Origin of the sequence: Neobacillus vireti (genome assembly GCF_036962465.1) — a bacterium.
GTDB classification, from domain to species: domain Bacteria; phylum Bacillota; class Bacilli; order Bacillales; family Cytobacillaceae; genus Neobacillus; species Neobacillus vireti_B.
Genome location: NZ_JBALNF010000016.1, coordinates 133438 through 151235 on the forward strand (window position 1 = coordinate 133438; position 17798 = coordinate 151235).

The following is a 17798-nucleotide window of genomic DNA, read 5'->3' on the forward strand; positions in this document are numbered from 1 at the left end:
TGGAGCGGAAATCAACTTTCAAGATTAACACTGCCTTATAATTAAAAAAAGGGATAGACATAAAGTCTATCCTCTATTCTTCTTCGTGCTTTTCATACGGTTTATCATCGTCCGTATGCAATTGATGTAGCAGGGTTTCAATTCGATTTCCGTAATCGATTGATTCATCCCACTCAAAGATGATTTCAGGTGTTTTACGAAGGCGGATACGGTGACCTATTTCGGTTCGGATAAATCCTTTTGCTTTGGCTAGGCCTTTTAATGTATTCTCCTTTTGCTCGTCATCACCTAAAACGGATATAAATACTTTCGCTTGTTGAAGATCTCCTGTAACTTGAACATCTGTTACCGTTACAAAACCGATCCGCGGATCTTTAATTTTCCGGCCGATAATGTCACTAAGTTCTTTTTTCATTTGTTCTCCAACACGATTTGCTCTGTGGCTCATTGCATTCACCTCTTAACTTAAAGCCATTCAATCTCGGTGATCGTTCTTTCTATTTCTGGAAATGAGTCGATTAGTTTGAACGCATTTTGTAATTCCTGCTCGGTAGCAACCCGTGTAGAGGTCACAACTGCAATGGCAATTTTCGTTCTTTGCCAGACATCTTGATAATCCACTTCTGCAACAGATACATTAAATCTCTGTTTTAAACGGGTAAGGATTCGCTGCAGCACCGCCCGTTTATCTTTTAGAGAATGGGCATCATAAATCATGCATTCACATTCAGCTACACCGACAATCATTTACGCTCAATTTCTTCCATTACATATGCCTCAATGATATCTCCTTCTTTAACATCATTGAAGTTTTTAATTGTGATACCACATTCGTAACCTTGGGCAACTTCTTTAGCATCGTCCTTAAATCGTTTCAACGCATCGATTTGGCCTTCAAAGATGACAACACCATTACGGATTAAGCGGATTCCACTGTCACGAGTGATTTTACCATCGGTAACATACGAACCAGCAATCGTACCAACTTTTGATACTTTAAAGGTTTGACGAATTTCAGCCTGACCAATAATTTTTTCTTGGAATTCAGGGTCAAGCATCCCTTTCATTGCTGCTTCAATTTCCTCAATTACTTTATAAATAATCCGGTGCAGACGAACATCGACTTTTTCAGCTTCAGCTGCACGTTTTGCATTTACATCCGGACGAACGTTAAAACCAATTACGATCGCATTTGATGCAGCGGCAAGCGAAATATCTGATTCATTAATAGCACCAACACCATTATGAATGATTTTAATATTAATGCCTTCCACTTCAATTTTCTGCAGGGAAGCTGCTACGGCTTCAGCGGATCCTTGAACATCAGCTTTTAAAATAATGTTTAGATCCTTCATTTCACCTTGCTTCAACTGCTCAAATAGATTATCCAGACTGACAATTGACTTTTCGCCGCGATGGGCAGCTAATGCCACCTGGGCACGGGCTTCACCAATTTGACGAGCTGTTTTTTCGTCTTCAAGTACGACGAAACGATCCCCTGCTTGCGGTACATCATTCAAACCTGTGATTTCAACAGGAGTAGATGGTCCTGCCTCTTTCACACGGCGTCCTTTATCATTAACCATGGCACGAACACGGCCAAAAGTATTTCCGACAACGATTGGGTCACCTATTTTTAGTGTGCCATTTTGCACTAATAATGTTGCAACAGAACCGCGTCCTTTATCTAATTGAGCTTCGATAACTGTTCCAACCGCATTACGGTTAGGGTTTGCTTTGTATTCCTCTACCTCACCAACGAGGAGAATCATTTCAAGCAAGTTATCGATACCTTCTCCTGTTTTGGCGGATAGCGGTACAAAAATAGTATCCCCACCCCAGGCTTCTGATACTAATCCATGTTCAGTTAATTCCTGCATAACACGGTCAGCATTGGCAGCTTCTTTATCCATTTTATTAACAGCAACAATAATTGGCACTTCTGCTGCTTTTGCATGGTTAATCGCTTCAACCGTTTGTGGCATTACGCCGTCATCGGCTGCTACTACGAGAATGGTAATATCAGTTATCTGAGCACCACGGGCACGCATTGTTGTAAAGGCAGCGTGTCCAGGAGTATCTAGGAAGGTAATTTTCTTACCATTTTCAACAACTTGGTAAGCACCAATATGCTGGGTAATTCCACCAGCTTCGCCTTCTGTTACCTTTGTGTTCCGAATGGAATCAAGTAATGTTGTTTTACCATGGTCAACGTGACCCATAATGGTTACAACCGAAGGTCTCTCCACTAAGGTTTCGGGAGCGTCTTCTGTAAAATACACTTCTAAATCCGTAGTGTCGATTTTAATTTCTTCTTCTACTTCAACGCCATATTCACCCGCAATTAATTCAATCGCATCTTTATCAAGCACCTGATTGATGGTTGCCATTACACCAAGTAAAAACAGCTTTTTAATGATTTCAGAAGGTTCGCGATAGATTTTTTTAGCTAGTTCTCCAACCGTTAAAGATTCAGTAAAGGTAATTTTAGCCGGAAGCTCTTTTTCCTTTTTCTTTACAGGCTGAGAATGTTGAACTGGAGTGTGATTTTTCTTTTTATTATTACGATTTTGGTTATTATTACGATTCTGGTTATTATTATATGGTCTTGCCTTCGCTTTATCAGCGTTATTAAACACTTTATTTTCTTTTGATTGTGTTTCTTGGTTTTGCTTTTTGCCTTCCACCTTTTTTGGCGGTGAGACAACTTTTACCTTGCTAGGAGCTGTATTTCTATCGGCAGCTTCCTCAAATGCTTTTGGTGATCTCGCCTGTACTTGAGGTTTTTGACCTGTTTGCGCCGGTCTTGGGTTTTGGCGGTTTTGCTGCCCACCTGGACGGCCATTTGAACGGTTTTGCTGACCACTATTTTGTTTGGGCTGGGAAGTAGAACCTTCTGCCTTTTTGTTATAAGTGGCATCCAGCTTTTTTACATCTGCATCTTCGATTGTTGCCATATGATTGGATACCTCTATATTCATTTCTTTTAATTTATTAATTATTTCTTTGCTTGAAATATTGTGTTTCTTTGCGTATTCATAAACACGGATTTTACTCATTTTGTTTCACCCCCGCTAGATTTAATCGAGCAACGTTACCAATTTCTTTGCAAATCCACCATCCAAAACAGCTACAACAACGCGGGCTTCTTTGCCAATTGCCTGACCAAGAAGATAACGATTTTCCACCATTTTCAAAGGCACATGATAAGAATTACATTTATCTGTAATTTTTTTCGTTGTATTTGCAGATGCATCTGCGGCTAATAAAATGAGTTTTGCCTTATTGTTCCGAATTTCCTTAAGGGCAAGTTCCTCACCTGATATGATTTTACGCGCTCGATTGGCTAAGCCAAGCAATGACATCCATTGATTGTCCTTCATTTGGATAGTCAGTTCTCCTTCTCTATTAACTCAAGTAATTCTTCATAGATCGATTCATTTATCGGTACTTCTAAGTGATTAGATAAGGTGTTTTTTTTCTTGGCTAACAATACAGCTTCTTTGTTCAATGAAAGGTATGCACCACGGCCGGATTTCTTTCCAGTCAAATCGATTGAAACTTCCCCTTCTTTTGAACGAACGATGCGAACGAGTTCTTTTTTCGGTTTCATTTCACCGGTTGCCACACATTTGCGCATAGGAACTTTTTTTCTAGTGTTCACTCGTCATTCACCTCACCTAATCATCTAACTCTTCGTCAAAATCAAAATCATTATCGACTTGATCGTCGAATAGTCTGATTGTTTCCTCACGTGGATAAATTCCTAATTCCCGTGCTTCTGCTTCTGATTTAATATCAATTTTCCAGCCGGTTAATTTGGCTGCAAGGCGGGCATTTTGTCCCCGTTTCCCAATAGCCAATGAAAGTTGATAGTCAGGAACTATAACCGTAGTTGCTTTATCTGCTTCGTTTACCATAACATCAAGCACCTTGGATGGGCTTAATGAATTAGCCACAAACACCACTGGATCATCAGACCACTTTACAATATCAATTTTTTCACCCTTTAATTCATTAACAACAGCCTGAACGCGGGTTCCTTTAGGACCAACGCATGATCCAACCGGGTCAACCTCAGGATTATCTGAATGCACAGAAATTTTCGAGCGATCCCCTGCTTCACGGGCAACTGATTTAATTTCCACTGTACCGTCATAAATTTCCGGCACTTCAATTTCGAATAATCGTTTTAATAAGCCTGGATGCGTACGCGATACAAATATCTGTGGTCCTTTGGTCGTTTTCTCAACCTTTGTGATAAATACTTTAATACGGTCGTGCGGCTTGTATCGTTCATTAGGCATTTGTTCATTTACGGGTAGTAAAGCTTCAATTTTTCCGAGGCTGACATAAATAAATTTCGAGTCAAGTCTTTGTACGATACCCGTCATAATATCTTCTTCGCGGTCGATAAATTCAGAATAAATAATTCCACGTTCTGCTTCTCTTACACGCTGGGTAACCACTTGTTTTGCTGTTTGTGCCGCAATTCTGCCGAAATCTTTAGGTGTTACTTCCATTTCAACAACATCTTCAACTTGATAATTTGGATTGATCCGCTGGGCATCTTCTAGTGAGATTTCCAGACGCGGGTCAAAAACCTGATCAACTACTTCTTTACGTGCAAAAACACGCATAGAACCAGTTCCTAAATTTAAATCGATGCGGACATTTTGAGCCTGATTGAAATTTCGGCGGTATGCTGAAATTAGTGCTGCTTCAATGGCGTCCATTAAAACATCCCTGGAAATGCCTTTCTCTCTTTCCAGTATTGTAAGAGCATCTAGTAATTCGCTGCTCATTTGCTTGTATCCCCCTAATCCTTATTAAATTTTCTATTTTACGAAAAAGTAACTGCGAGTCGTGCACTTGCTACCTTTTCAAATGGAATTTCAATCGATTTTTTACGTGTTTTAATCTTAATCTCAACGGTAACCTGTTCACCATCAAAGCCTACTAATTTACCCTCGAACTTATTTTCCCCATCGATGGGCTCATAGGTCTTGATAAAAACATTTTTACCAATAGCCTTTTCAAAGTCTTTTGCCTTCTTTAATGGCCTCTCTGCACCTGGGGATGATACCTCTAGGAAATAGTTATGGGGAATGGGGTCTAATTCATCCAATTTCTCGCTCAGGCGTTCGCTGACGATCCCACAGTCCTCGATATCCACACCTGCATCCTTATCGATATATACGCGAAGAAACCAACTTTTCCCTTCTTTCACATACTCGATTTCCACTAATTCTAATCCAAGCTCTTGAAAAATTGGTGCAGCCAGCTCTTCAACAACTTCCGTCACTTTGCTCATGCTTTACCTCCTTTTCTCTATTATTTCACCCAAATTCTATGTAGTTCACGGAAAGTTTTATCAAATATTACTTAAAAACAAATAGTAAACAAAACCAAGATGCATTGAAAGCAGCTTGGTTACATAACGAAAGAGTGGGTTTCCCCACTCTTGAACTCGAGAGTATTTCTTAGTATTTCCAATAAAACTATACCATAACCATGGTTTATATGCAAACACCAAAAGCGGAAGCGCCTTACACAGGGGCTTATGACCACGAGCCCTTAGGCGTTGCAGGTGAATGAACAAAAGCAGGCGCTTCTTGCTAGAACAGTGAAAGCTGGTTTTGTTCAGGCAGTGCTGCAAGACATCCTTGTTTGTCAAGATATTCAAGGATGGTCTTAGATACCTTACCACGCTGCTGCAAGTCTTCTTTTGATAAAAATTCTCCATCTTCTCTCGCCTTCACAATATTGAAGGCAGCATTCGTTCCTAATCCTGGGATAGAATTGAACGGCGGAATTAAGGTATTTCCTTCGATAATAAAATCGGAGGCATCCGATTTATATAAATCATAGTTTTGGAAGCTGAACCCTCTTTCCGTCATTTCTAGAGCAAGTTCTAAGACGGTTAATAAGTTCTTCTCTTTATTTGATGCTTCCAGACCTTTTGCATTAATTTCCTCAAGTTTGGCCCGGATTGCTTCAGAACCCCGTGACATAGCTTCAATATCAAAGTCCTCAGCACGAACCGTAAAGTAGGCAGCATAATAAAGAAGTGGAAGATGAACCTTAAAATAAGCAATCCTGACAGCCATTAATACATAGGCGGCGGCGTGAGCTTTAGGGAACATATACTTAATTTTTTTGCAGGAATCAATGTACCATTCCGGCACCTCATTCTTGCGCATTTCTGCTTCCATCTCTTCACTTAACCCTTTCCCTTTACGTACAGATTCCATAATCTTAAAGGCAAAGGATGGATCTAGTCCCTGATATATCAAGTAAACCATGATATCATCACGACAACCGATTACTTCACTTAAGTTACAGATATTGTTATGGATCAGTTCCTGTGCATTCCCAAGCCATACATCCGTTCCATGCGATAAACCGGAAATCTGGACAAGTTCTGAGAAGGTCGTCGGCTTCGTATCTTCTAGCATTTGACGAACAAATCGGGTACCAAATTCCGGAATCCCGAGTGTACCAGTTTTACACATGATTTGCTGCTCTGTTACACCTAGCGATTCTGTGCTGCTAAAGATTTTCATAACCTCAGGATCATCCGTTGGGATCGTCTTGGGATCAATTCCGCTAAGATCCTGAAGCATCCTGATGACGGTCGGATCGTCGTGTCCAAGTATATCAAGCTTTAGGACGTTATCATGAATGGAATGGAAGTCAAAATGAGTTGTTTTCCATTCTGAATTTCGATCATCAGCCGGGAATTGAATCGGTGTAAAGTCATAGACATCCATATAGTCGGGGATAACAATAATTCCCCCTGGATGCTGACCGGTTGTCCTTTTTACGCCCGTACATCCGGAAGCCAGCCGTTCAACCTCAGCACCACGGATTTGCAGGTTATTATCCTGCTGATAGGCTTTCACATAACCAAATGCCGTTTTATCGGCAACCGTACCAATTGTTCCGGCACGATACACGTATTCCTCACCGAATAATACCTTTGTATAGTTATGGGCACGCGGCTGGTACTCTCCGGAAAAGTTCAAATCGATATCGGGTACCTTGTCTCCCTTGAAACCTAAGAATGTTTCGAAGGGAATATCATGACCGTCTTTGCGGTATTTTCCTCCGCAATTTGGACAATCTTTATCCGGCAAGTCAAATCCAGAACCGACCGAACCGTCGTTAAAGAACTCGGAATGTTTACAGGTCGGACATACATAATGCGGCGGGAGTGGATTTACTTCTGTAATCTCCGTCATGGTCGCAACTAACGATGAACCGACCGATCCCCTTGATCCAACAAGGTAACCATCATCGAGTGACTTTTTAACCAATTTATGTGAAATTAAATAAATAACGGCAAATCCGTGTCCAATGATACTTTTTAATTCTTTTTCCAGCCGCGCTTCAACAATTTCTGGAAGCTGATCACCATAAATACTTCTTGCCATTGCGTAACTCATTTCACGCATTTCTTCATCTGCACCTTCAATTCGAGGTGTATACAAATCGTCCTTGATCGGTTTAATAACATCGATCATATCGGCAATTTTATTCGTATTGGTGACAACAATTTCTTTGGCCTTTTCTGCTCCTAAAAACGAGAAAGCATCAAGCATTTCGTTTGTCGTTCTAAAATGAACATCCGGAAGTTGATGTCTATTTAATGGGTTTGCTCCGCCTTGGGAGTTAATTAAGATTTTGCGATAAATTTTATCATTTTCAGTTAAATAATGGACATTTCCTGTCGCGACGACTGGAATCCCCAATTTATCACCAAGGGCAACAATTTTAGCAATGATGTCCTCCATCGCTTTCTCGTCACGCACCAATTCCATTTCGATCAGCGGTGCATTCACTTCTTTTGGCATGACTTCAAGATAGTCATAAAAGCCCGCAAAGCTTTCCACCTCTTCAGCCGATTTTTGCATCATCCCTTCAAACACTTCACCTTTATTACAACCAGATCCCACTAAAATTCCCTCGCGATATTTTTGCAGTACCGACCTGGGGAGTCTTGGTACTCTGTAAAAATATTCAATATGTGAAATCGAAATAAGTTTGAAAAGGTTTTTTAAGCCTGCTTCTGTCTGTGCTAAAAGAGTACAGTGATAAGGACGTGCCCGTTGATAAGCATTTCCTTTACCCATGTTATGATTGAACTCATCATGATACTCAATTCCTTTTTCAAGAGCGTCCTTTAGCATCTTCAAGAGCAGGTAGCCAGTTGCTTCTGTATCGTATATGGCCCGGTGATGCTGGGTTAAGTCAATATCAAATTTTTTGGCTAATGTATTTAAGCGATGATTTTTCATTTCTGGGTATAAAAAACGTCCTAATTCTAAGGTATCAATGACAGGATTTTTGGCTTTTTCTAAGCCGATTTGCTTATAGGCTACATTCAAGAACCCCATATCAAAGGAAGCGTTATGGGCAACTAAAACAGCATCTCCTGCCCAGTCATAAAAGTTCTTAATTACTTCATCGACTTCTGGAGCATCTTTAAGCATGTCATCTGTAATACTAGTTAAGTTAATAATTGTGGCTGAAAGACGTTGGTGTGGATTTGCAAATGATTCAAACCGGTCAATAATTTCCCCATTGTGAATTTTAACGGCTGCGAGCTCAATGATCGTATTGTAGACAGCAGAAAGTCCTGTTGTCTCAACGTCAAATACAACAAATGTATCTTCGGCAAGCAAACGGTGAGCATCATTATATGCAATTGGCACCCCATCATCAACCAGGTTCACTTCCACACCGTAAAGGATCTTGATATCATTCTTTTTCCCTGCGCCATAGGCTTCAGGGAATGACTGGGCAACAGCATGGTCTGTAACAGCAATCGCTTTATGCCCCCACTTACTTGCTTGTGCAATAAGCGCACTTACTGGAGTTACGGCATCCATTTGACTCATGGGGGTATGAAGATGCAGTTCAACTCTTTTTTCATCATCAGGTGCCGTATCTTTTCGTCCAGCAGGTTTTATTTCATTGATATCATTACAAATCATAACTAGATCACGGACAAAGGTATCGTTTTGTACGCTTCCCCGAACCTTTACCCATAAACCTTTTTTAACCAGCTGGAATAGGGCAGCATCTTCTTTATCTCGAGAAAACATTTTTACAATGATGGAACTTGTATAATCGGTAATTTTAAATGTTAATAGCGAACGTCCGCTGCGAAGCTCTCTTATTTCCGCATCAAAAATATACCCTTGGACGACAACTCGTCTTTCCTCATCAACAATATCAATCAAGCTGCGAAGCTCGCTGTCATCCTTGATAGTTAGCCCAATAGTAAGCGGGCCTGAAGGGACCTCTCCTCCACCTTGAGCTTTATCTGTTTCTTTCTTTTGCATTTCTATCACGGCCATTTGAGCACGCTCTTGATCTTCTTTCTGTTTGGCCAGTAAGAATTGCTGGTATTCTTCATTTTTTTCTTCACTTTTTATTTCAGTATCAATCGCTAACAGCGGAAAACCAAAGGACTGATAGATATTTCCGATAACAGGACCATATTTTCGCTTTAAGGCGAGTCCTTCCGCTTCATTCCTTACAGAAACGGTTAATTTATTCCCGCTGACTTCAGGGATTTGTTCATTTAGAAGTTTAACAAGCGGTGGTGCAATACCGTCAATTTGCTGAATACAGTAATTCCAGTATTCTAGCAAAAGCTGCGGTGTGCTGGCTTGATTCGTTACCTGGATATTGTAGGAAATGGTTGCGATGTTTGTGAATGTTCTTTCGAGTTGTGTTGTAAACTTGAGATACACATTGAATGGAAGTATGTTTTCAAATAAAAATTGAAAGTGCCACTTCCTTTCCTTCTTTTCAACCAGAAGCCTTTCAATTTGTGCATTTTGGAAATGTACTACTACAGCATCTTCTACCAGTTGCAGCTGCTGGAGCAAGAGGTTGAATCGCTCTTTATTGCCTAAGGCATGTTCGCTCATCGTCTCTCTCCCATCTATAAAAACTATTATTTATATCTATATCAAAAATTAATTATACCATGATAACCGTCGGTTCGGTTTATTTCGACATATTATTCCACAAAAAAACAAGGACCGCGTCTCGGCGATCCTTATCAAGGATAACAAATTTACTTAATCATTTATAGAAAAAATCGCTGGATATCATTCCAGGTAACCACCAACATGAGCAGCATAAGGAGAGCAAAACCGATAAAATGGACCATTCCTTCCTTTTGTCTGTCAATTGGTTTTCCTCTAACTGCTTCAACTGCAAAGAACATTAATCTTCCACCATCAAGGGCAGGAATTGGCAATAAGTTCATAATTCCCAAGTTAATGCTTAAAATGCCAGCCCACTTCATTAAATAGAAGATTCCTGATTTGGCTACTTCATCTGTGGACTTATAGATTCCAACCGGGCCTGATAGGGCATCAATTGAAAATTGACCTGTAACCAACTTACCTAGCATGACAAATATTTGTTTTGTCCAGAAATAGGTTTCGGTAAATCCAGATTTAATAGCTTGAACTGGTGATTTTTCGACGGGGCTGTAAACGCCGATAATCCCCATTTTATCACCATCCACCGTCTTTTCAAGCGGAGTTACTTCGATTTCTTTTTCCTTTCCATTTCGAACGATGGAGAAATCAAGTTTTTTATTTGGATTTTTCCGGATAATTTCGACTACATCTGTCCAGCTTGAAATTTCCGAATCATTAATACTTTGGACAATATCCCCTTTTTGGAGACCTGCCGATTTTGCAGCACCATCTGGTGTAATGACACCTAGTTTGGGTTCATTCGATGGGACGCCTTGTAATAAAGCAATAATTATAAACACAACGAATGCTAAAACAAAATTCATCATAGGACCTGCAAAAATGGCCATAAATCTTTGTGATAAAGTTTTTGATCCAAATTGACGGTCAATTGGTGCAATTTGTGATTCAATCCCATTTTCAACAATCACTGCTTTTGGATCAATGGAGAATGTCTGTAAACTTTCGTTTTCGTCTTCCGGATATCCTTTTATGATTAAATCCTTTTCAATATCTGCAAACTCGACTTCAACAATCCTTGCTTTAGGATATTTCTCTTTATTATTTAAAATGATTTTATTGACGCTTTCTTGCTTATCAAACATAAGTCCAATTCGGTAACCAGGCTTAATTTCGACCATTTCCGGATCTTCCCCTGCCATTCGCACAAAGCCGCCGATCGGCAAAAGACGGATGGTATAGGTAGTTTCTCCTTTTTTATGAGTAAACACCTTTGGTCCCATTCCAATTGCAAATTCACGGCAGAGAATCCCCGCTCTTTTTGCAAAAATGAAATGTCCGAATTCATGGAAGAAGACCAGTGCGCCAAAAATCACTATGAAAGCAATAACTGTAGTCAATGACATAACCACCTTTTTTCAGGATAGGGAAGGATCATTCCTATAGAAGTGAGTGTACAAACTGACGAGTCTCTTTGTCAACTTCTTCTATTATAGCTAAACTTGGATTTTCAATGACTTGATGTTTATTTAATGCCTGTTCAATCAAATCCTCAATTTGTAAGAAACGAATTTTCCCTTTTAAGAAAGCAGCCACTGCCGCTTCGTTTGCTGCATTTAACACCGTTGGCATAGTGCCGCCTTTTTTTCCGGCATGATAGGCAAAATCTAAGCAGCGGAATCGTTTTAAATCCATTTCCTCAAAATGCAGTTTACCAACTTCCGCAAGATTTAGCCGATTAGCCGAGCGCAGCGGAAGCCGGTCCGGATAGGTAAGTGCATATTGGATTGGCACTCTCATATCTGGTGTTCCCAATTGGGCTATAATGCTAGAGTCATGAAATTCTACCATTGAATGAATAATACTTTCTTTGTGAAGCAAAACATCTATTTTTTCAAATGGAACTCCAAACAACCAGTGTGCTTCGATAACCTCTAACCCTTTATTCATCATGGTCGCTGAATCAATGGTAATTTTAGCGCCCATCGACCAGTTCGGATGGTTTAAAGCCTGTTCTACTGTCACATCTTTTAGTTCCGTGCGGGTACGGTCACGGAAACTGCCGCCAGATGCAGTTAAAATTAATCTTTCAATATTTTTATCCATTTCCCCTTGCAAAGCTTGAAAAATGGCAGAATGTTCGCTGTCAACAGGGAGGAGCGGTACATTATTTCTTTTGGCCGCTTCAATTACTAAATGTCCTGCAGTAACTAACGTTTCTTTATTTGCGATAGCAATGACTTTCCCGCATTCTATGGCTTGTAATGTGGGATGGAGTCCTACACTGCCAAGAACAGCATTGACAAGGATATCTGATTTTTCAAAGACAGCTACCTCAATCAAGCCTTCATTGCCAAAAGTAAACTTAGTGTTCGGGAATTCTGCTCTTAATGAAGCACAATCACTAGATTCCTGCACAGAGACAAGCAGTGGTTTAAATTCAATAATTAATTTACGTGCTAGTTCAATATTTCTTCCAACTGAAAATGCTGCTAGTTGAAATTCTTTACAGTGCTCACGAATGATATCAATCGTTTGGATTCCTACTGAACCCGTAGCACCTAATAAACTAATTGTCTTCAAGTGTTTCAACTCCTAATAAGTAAAAAGAACCGCCACTATGTCCAAAGATGGAATAGGTTTAATAAAGGCAATACAAATAATAAGCTATCAAAGCGGTCAAGTATCCCTCCATGACCTGGGAGAATGTTTCCTGAATCCTTTACGTTAAAATGACGTTTAAAAGCAGATTGGACAAGGTCACCTATTTGTCCAAAAACAGAAAGAACAACGGTAATTCCCATTAAAGTAACCAGGCCTACCGGGATGGTTGTGGAAAATACCGAAAATAATATGCCCACAATTACCGCACATACGACACCGCCTAATGAGCCTTCTACTGTTTTATTTGGACTAATTTCAGGCCATAGTTTGTTTTTCCCCATTGCTTTGCCGACAAAATAAGCACCAGAGTCTGTTGCCCAAATGATAAAGAGGGAATAAAAAACATAGACAAGGCCTGCTTCGCGGGTTTCAATAAAGAAGTAAAACCCAATTCCTACATAAATCGCCGATAGTAAGCAAAATGAGACATCTTCAAAGGTAAATCGGTTTTTTGTAACAACCGTATAAGCTAAAAACAACAGAATAAAAATAATCGCGATCTCTGTTTTCGAATAATAAAAATCCGAGAGAACATGATGATATTGCTTAGGAAAAATAATCACCCATAAAAATAAAAGCGATAGTAATCCATGGACCGAAAAGATACTTAATTGTTTCATTTTCAATAGTTCATATAACCCTATTGTAGCAAGAATGTACGTTAACAGAACAAAAGGAAGTCCGCCGTAAAATACAATGGGCAAAAATAATGCCGCTGCTACCACTCCTGTAATAACTCTTTGCTTCATCTACTAGTTCAACACCTTTTATGTTCTTAGAGAGAGGTATACTTTAAATTCCGCCAAACCTGCGCTGACGTTTTTGATAAGCTTCAATTGCTTCAAGAAAATATTCTTCATTAAAATCAGGCCATAATACGTCTGTAAACCAAAACTCCGAGTATGCTAATTGCCAAAGCATAAAGTTACTTAAGCGAATTTCCCCGCTAGTTCGGATTAATAGATCCGGGTCTGGAAAATCGGAACTCATTAAATAGGAGGAAAAGGCTTGTTCGTTTAGTTCTGTTTCTTTCAGTATGCCATTTTTGCTATCATTTATAATTTGTTTTACAGCATCGAGGATTTCCGCCCTGCTTCCATAATTCAAGGCAAAATTCAAGACCAGTCCTGTATTATTCTTTGTTTCTTCGACCGCCCTCTCAATTGCACGGAGTGTATGTGACGGCAGTTGATCTTTATATCCCATCATTTTAACTTGAACATTATTTTCAATCAGTTCTGGAAGGAATGTACCTAAAAATTCTTCCGGAAGCTTCATAATATATTCCACTTCATTTTTTGGACGTTTCCAGTTCTCAGTAGAAAAGGCATATAAGGTTAAGGCCTTGATTCCGAGATTGTTCGCAAGCATGGTTGTCTTTCGAACAACTTTCATGCCTTCGTGATGACCTGCAATACGTGGCAATGCCCTTTTTTTAGCCCAGCGCCCATTTCCGTCCATAATAATGGCGACATGTTCAGGAACAGGCGATGCTTTTATTTCTTCTATTTTATCTCGGAGTGTGGAAGAGTTAGCCGGCTTCTTCCAAAGCCCAAATTTATTCAACATAACATTGCTCCTCAGGTTAATTAATCATATCCTCCGATAATAAATCATGGATTCACTTATCCAAATATGTAAAAGTATCTTCAGGTTAGATGATATTATCATACCAAAAAACCTTAAAGATATCTCTAATAATAACCTATGTAAAATAACAGTAATTAAGAATAATGTTCAGAAAATTTTAGGGACAGTCTAGAATCATTAATATATAGAGAAAAAACCCCCTTTTAAAGAGGGTCTTTTAACTCAACTTTTATCAAATGGCAATTACTATTACAATTACACTTCTAATATTTCTTTTTCTTTATCTTTCGTAATTTGATCGACTTTTTGAATGAATTCATCCGTAAGCTTCTGGATATCATCAGAGTATCCACGGAGGGCATCCTCTGTAATTTCTCCATTTTTCTCTAGCTTTTTCAAATCATCGTTTCCATCACGGCGAATGTTACGGATCGCTATTTTTGCCTCTTCTGCTTCTTTTTTCACAACTTTCACTAGTTCTTTACGTCGTTCTTCCGTCAATTGCGGAATCGCAATACGAATAATCGAACCATCATTCGTTGGATTTAAACCTAAATCAGATTTCAGAATTGCTTTTTCAATATCACCTAGAATTGACTTATCGTATGGCTGAATCACAAGTAAACGCGCTTCTGGAGTGCTAATCCCCGCCACTTGATTGACGGGTGTAGGCGCTCCATAATAATCAACTGTAATACGATCTAATAATGAGGCGCTCGCCCGTCCGGCACGAATACTTGCAAGCTCACGAGTATAAGCTTGGATTGCTTTGGTCATACGATCTTTAGTTGAAGCAATAACTTGCTTTGGCATTAGTTTTTCCCCCTAACAATAGTTCCAATTTTTTCACCCATAACGGCTCTTTTAATATTGCCTTGTTCCATAATAGAGAACACAATCAATGGAATATCATTGTCCATACATAAGGATGAGGCTGTTGAATCCATAACGGCTAAACCTTCTTTAATTACATCCAAGAAGGTAAGGTCTTCATACTTAGTCGCACTAGGATCAATTCTTGGGTCTGCTGAATAAACACCATCGACATTGTTTTTAGCCATTAAGATTACTTCCGCATCAATCTCAGCTGCCCTTAACGCTGCTGTTGTATCTGTTGAGAAGTATGGATTACCTGTACCCGCTGCAAAAATAACGACACGACTTTTCTCTAAGTGTCTCATGGCCTTGCGTCTGATATATGGTTCAGCAACCTGGCGCATTTCAATGGATGTTTGTACACGTGATTGAATTCCTAATTGTTCTAAACTATCCTGAAGCGCTAAAGAATTCATAACCGTTGCAAGCATACCCATGTAATCAGCAGTTGCCCTGTCCATGCCCATCTCACTGCCGATTTTACCGCGCCAAATATTACCTCCGCCCACGACAACAGCAACTTCAACACCTAATTCTGCAACTTCTTTCACTTGTTCAGCAATTGACTTAATCACAGAAGGTTTAATCCCAAAACTGGATTCACCAGCAAGTGCTTCCCCACTTAATTTTAATACGACTCTTTTGTACTTAGGACCGCTCATATAAACCTCCGTATGTATATATTATATATTTCCCTTTAAAAATAGGGAACACACCGTGTCCCCTATTAAAAAACTATAACAGTAACATTCCCATATAGCATTTGTTTTCAAGCTAGAGAATATTTGACTTATTTTTTATTTACTTGATTCATAACTTCTTCTGCGAAGTTGTCTTCTTTCTTTTCAATACCTTCGCCTACTTCGTAACGTACGAATTCACGTACAGTTGCGCCCTTTGACTCAACAAATTGACGAACTTTTTGGTCAGGGTTTTTAACGAAAGTTTGATCAAGAAGACATACATCTTCAAAGTATTTGCCAAGACGGCCTTCTACCATTTTTGCTACGATGTTTTCTGGCTTGCCTTCGTTAAGTGCTTGTTGTGTTAATACTTGACGCTCATGCTCAACTTCTTCTGAAGATACTTGATCACGAGATACATATTTAGGTCTTAAAGCAGTGATATGCATAGAAATATCTTTCGCAGCACTTTCTTCTGTTGTACCTTCAAGAACTGTTAATACGCTGATACGGCCGCCCATGTGGATGTAAGCACCAAATGCATCATTGTCAGTCTTAGAAAGAAGCTCAAAACGGCGAAGAGAAAGCTTTTCTCCGATTTTTGCGATAGCAGCGTTGATGTGATCAGCAACAGTTGCTCCATTTTCCATTGTTTGAGCTAATGCTTCTTCAACAGTAGCTGGCTTGTTTTTTAATAAGTGTGATGCAAGCTCTTGAACAAGAGTTTGGAAGCCTTCATTTTTCGCAACGAAGTCTGTTTCAGAGTTTACTTCAAGGATAACTGCATCGTTTCCTGCTGTTACAACTGAAGTTAAACCTTCAGCCGCAATACGATCTGCTTTATTAGCAGCTTTAGCGATCCCTTTCTCACGTAAGAAATCAATTGCCTTGTCCATATCACCATCTGTTGCGGTAAGTGCTTTTTTACAGTCCATCATGCCTGCGCCTGTTTTTTCACGAAGTTCTTTAACCATTTGAGCAGTAACTGCCATTTAAAATTCCTCCTTTTAAACTATGTACTATACTATATCTTAGCCATTCATTCTCAAGATAAACATTTCTTAAAAAAAGGTGATAAAGGGTCTCCCTCTTATCACCTTTTGAATCTTACGCTTCTTGTGCTACTTCTTCGCCTTGTTTCGCTTCAAGGATTGCATCCGCCATTTTACCAGTTAATAGTTTAACCGCACGGATTGCATCATCGTTAGCTGGGATAACAACATCGATTTCGTCTGGATCACAGTTAGTATCAACAATACCTACGATAGGAATGTTTAACTTTTTAGCTTCTGCAACTGCGATACGCTCTTTACGAGGGTCGATGATGAATAGTGCATCAGGAAGTTGTTTCATGTCTTTAATTCCGCCTAGGAATTTTTCAAGACGCTCTTGTTCTTTCTTAAGTTGAACAACTTCTTTCTTAGGTAATACTTCAAAAGTACCGTCTTCTGACATTCTTTCAATATCTTTTAAGCGGCCAATACGCTTTTGGATTGTTTCGAAGTTTGTTAATGTACCACCTAACCAACGTTGGTTAACATAGTACATACCAGAACGAGCTGCTTCTTCTTTAACAGAATCTTGAGCTTGTTTTTTAGTACCAACAAAAAGAATCGTTCCGCCGTTACCAGCAAGATCTTTTACCCAGTTATAAGCTTCTTCAACCTTTTTAACTGTTTTTTGAAGGTCGATAATGTAGATACCGTTACGCTCAGTGAAGATATATTTCTTCATCTTAGGGTTCCAACGGCGAGTTTGGTGTCCGAAATGTACACCAGCTTCAAGCAATTGTTTCATTGAAATAACTGACATGTGTTTTTTCCTCCTAGTGGTTTGTTTTCCTCCGCTCATCTCATTTTTAAATAGAAACTGAAAGATTCAGCACCATCCATTTAAATCAACAAGCGTGTGTATTAACACCATGAAATAATATAGCATAAGTAATTATAACAATCAAGAAATACTTTTAAAAAAGTTGGCTTTGTTAAATGTTAAAGTTGAATGTTGATTTCCGCTTCAG

16 protein-coding genes are annotated in these 17798 nt (G+C 39.4%); all 16 read right to left on the reverse strand.

What is annotated here, in order from left to right:
* Positions 1-73: 73 nt before the first annotated feature.
* Positions 74-448 (reverse strand): 30S ribosome-binding factor RbfA, encoded by a 375-nt coding sequence (gene rbfA / locus V7077_RS07485; protein ID WP_215040790.1) that lies wholly within the window; start codon positions 446-448, stop codon positions 74-76.
* Positions 449-465: 17 nt separating this feature from the next.
* Positions 466-747, reverse strand: a complete 282-nt coding sequence (locus V7077_RS07490; protein WP_335500014.1) for a DUF503 domain-containing protein — start codon at positions 745-747, stop codon at positions 466-468.
* Positions 744-3059 carry a translation initiation factor IF-2 gene (gene infB / locus V7077_RS07495; RefSeq protein ID WP_335500016.1) on the reverse strand — a complete coding sequence of 772 codons (2316 nt, stop codon included), beginning with the start codon at positions 3057-3059 and terminating at the stop codon, positions 744-746. Before infB ends, V7077_RS07490 begins: the two co-directional genes overlap by 4 nt.
* Before the next feature lie 21 nt (positions 3060-3080).
* Positions 3081-3383, reverse strand: coding sequence for a YlxQ family RNA-binding protein (locus tag V7077_RS07500; RefSeq protein ID WP_335500018.1), 303 nt, complete (start codon positions 3381-3383; stop codon positions 3081-3083).
* Between the two features lie 8 nt (positions 3384-3391).
* The gene (gene rnpM, locus V7077_RS07505; protein WP_335500020.1) at positions 3392-3664 is read right to left on the reverse strand and encodes an RNase P modulator RnpM; all 273 of its coding nucleotides are present in this window, start codon (positions 3662-3664) and stop codon (positions 3392-3394) included.
* Between the two features lie 16 nt (positions 3665-3680).
* Positions 3681-4805, reverse strand: a complete 1125-nt coding sequence (gene nusA / locus V7077_RS07510; RefSeq protein ID WP_335500021.1) for a transcription termination factor NusA — start codon at positions 4803-4805, stop codon at positions 3681-3683.
* Between the two features lie 38 nt (positions 4806-4843).
* Positions 4844-5314: a ribosome maturation factor RimP gene (gene rimP / locus V7077_RS07515; protein WP_335500023.1), complete on the reverse strand. Its 471-nt coding sequence runs from the start codon at positions 5312-5314 to the stop codon at positions 4844-4846.
* 304 nt (positions 5315-5618) lie between these two features.
* Entirely contained in the window at positions 5619-9944 is a 4326-nt protein-coding gene (locus V7077_RS07520; protein WP_335500024.1) for a PolC-type DNA polymerase III, read from the reverse strand.
* A 161-nt stretch (positions 9945-10105) separates the two neighbouring features.
* Complete coding sequence (gene rseP / locus V7077_RS07525; RefSeq protein WP_335500026.1) at positions 10106-11365, reverse strand: RIP metalloprotease RseP; 1260 nt, start codon at positions 11363-11365, stop codon at positions 10106-10108.
* Positions 11366-11405: 40 nt separating this feature from the next.
* Positions 11406-12548, reverse strand: coding sequence for a 1-deoxy-D-xylulose-5-phosphate reductoisomerase (gene dxr, locus V7077_RS07530; RefSeq protein ID WP_335500029.1), 1143 nt, complete (start codon positions 12546-12548; stop codon positions 11406-11408).
* Positions 12549-12583: 35 nt separating this feature from the next.
* Positions 12584-13378, reverse strand: coding sequence for a phosphatidate cytidylyltransferase (locus V7077_RS07535; RefSeq protein WP_335500031.1), 795 nt, complete (start codon positions 13376-13378; stop codon positions 12584-12586).
* Positions 13379-13421: 43 nt separating this feature from the next.
* Positions 13422-14198 carry an isoprenyl transferase gene (locus V7077_RS07540; RefSeq protein WP_335500033.1) on the reverse strand — a complete coding sequence of 259 codons (777 nt, stop codon included), beginning with the start codon at positions 14196-14198 and terminating at the stop codon, positions 13422-13424.
* A gap of 276 nt (positions 14199-14474) precedes the next feature.
* Positions 14475-15032, reverse strand: a complete 558-nt coding sequence (gene frr / locus V7077_RS07545; protein WP_215040778.1) for a ribosome recycling factor — start codon at positions 15030-15032, stop codon at positions 14475-14477.
* Entirely contained in the window at positions 15032-15757 is a 726-nt protein-coding gene (gene pyrH / locus V7077_RS07550; RefSeq protein WP_335500036.1) for a UMP kinase, read from the reverse strand. The genes frr and pyrH overlap by 1 nt, the downstream gene beginning before the upstream one ends.
* Before the next feature lie 128 nt (positions 15758-15885).
* The gene (gene tsf / locus V7077_RS07555) at positions 15886-16770 is read right to left on the reverse strand and encodes a translation elongation factor Ts (protein WP_335500038.1); all 885 of its coding nucleotides are present in this window, start codon (positions 16768-16770) and stop codon (positions 15886-15888) included.
* 115 nt (positions 16771-16885) lie between these two features.
* Positions 16886-17590 (reverse strand): 30S ribosomal protein S2, encoded by a 705-nt coding sequence (gene rpsB, locus V7077_RS07560; RefSeq protein WP_098528709.1) that lies wholly within the window; start codon positions 17588-17590, stop codon positions 16886-16888.
* Positions 17591-17798: the final 208 nt, after the last annotated feature.

Bases quoted from the DNA above. Each gene is read 5' to 3' on its own strand.
- rbfA (WP_215040790.1), bottom strand. From the start codon at position 448: ATGAGCCACAGAGCAAATCGTGTTGGAGAACAAATGAAAAAAGAACTT.
- V7077_RS07490 (WP_335500014.1), bottom strand. From the start codon at position 747: ATGATTGTCGGTGTAGCTGAATGTGAATGCATGATTTATGATGCCCAT.
- infB (WP_335500016.1), bottom strand. From the start codon at position 3,059: ATGAGTAAAATCCGTGTTTATGAATACGCAAAGAAACACAATATTTCA.
- V7077_RS07500 (WP_335500018.1), bottom strand. From the start codon at position 3,383: ATGAAGGACAATCAATGGATGTCATTGCTTGGCTTAGCCAATCGAGCG.
- nusA (WP_335500021.1), bottom strand. From the start codon at position 4,805: ATGAGCAGCGAATTACTAGATGCTCTTACAATACTGGAAAGAGAGAAA.
- rimP (WP_335500023.1), bottom strand. From the start codon at position 5,314: ATGAGCAAAGTGACGGAAGTTGTTGAAGAGCTGGCTGCACCAATTTTT.
- V7077_RS07520 (WP_335500024.1), bottom strand. From the start codon at position 9,944: ATGAGCGAACATGCCTTAGGCAATAAAGAGCGATTCAACCTCTTGCTC.
- V7077_RS07535 (WP_335500031.1), bottom strand. From the start codon at position 13,378: ATGAAGCAAAGAGTTATTACAGGAGTGGTAGCAGCGGCATTATTTTTG.
- V7077_RS07540 (WP_335500033.1), bottom strand. From the start codon at position 14,198: ATGTTGAATAAATTTGGGCTTTGGAAGAAGCCGGCTAACTCTTCCACA.
- frr (WP_215040778.1), bottom strand. From the start codon at position 15,032: ATGCCAAAGCAAGTTATTGCTTCAACTAAAGATCGTATGACCAAAGCA.
- pyrH (WP_335500036.1), bottom strand. From the start codon at position 15,757: ATGAGCGGTCCTAAGTACAAAAGAGTCGTATTAAAATTAAGTGGGGAA.
- tsf (WP_335500038.1), bottom strand. From the start codon at position 16,770: ATGGCAGTTACTGCTCAAATGGTTAAAGAACTTCGTGAAAAAACAGGC.
- rpsB (WP_098528709.1), bottom strand. From the start codon at position 17,590: ATGTCAGTTATTTCAATGAAACAATTGCTTGAAGCTGGTGTACATTTC.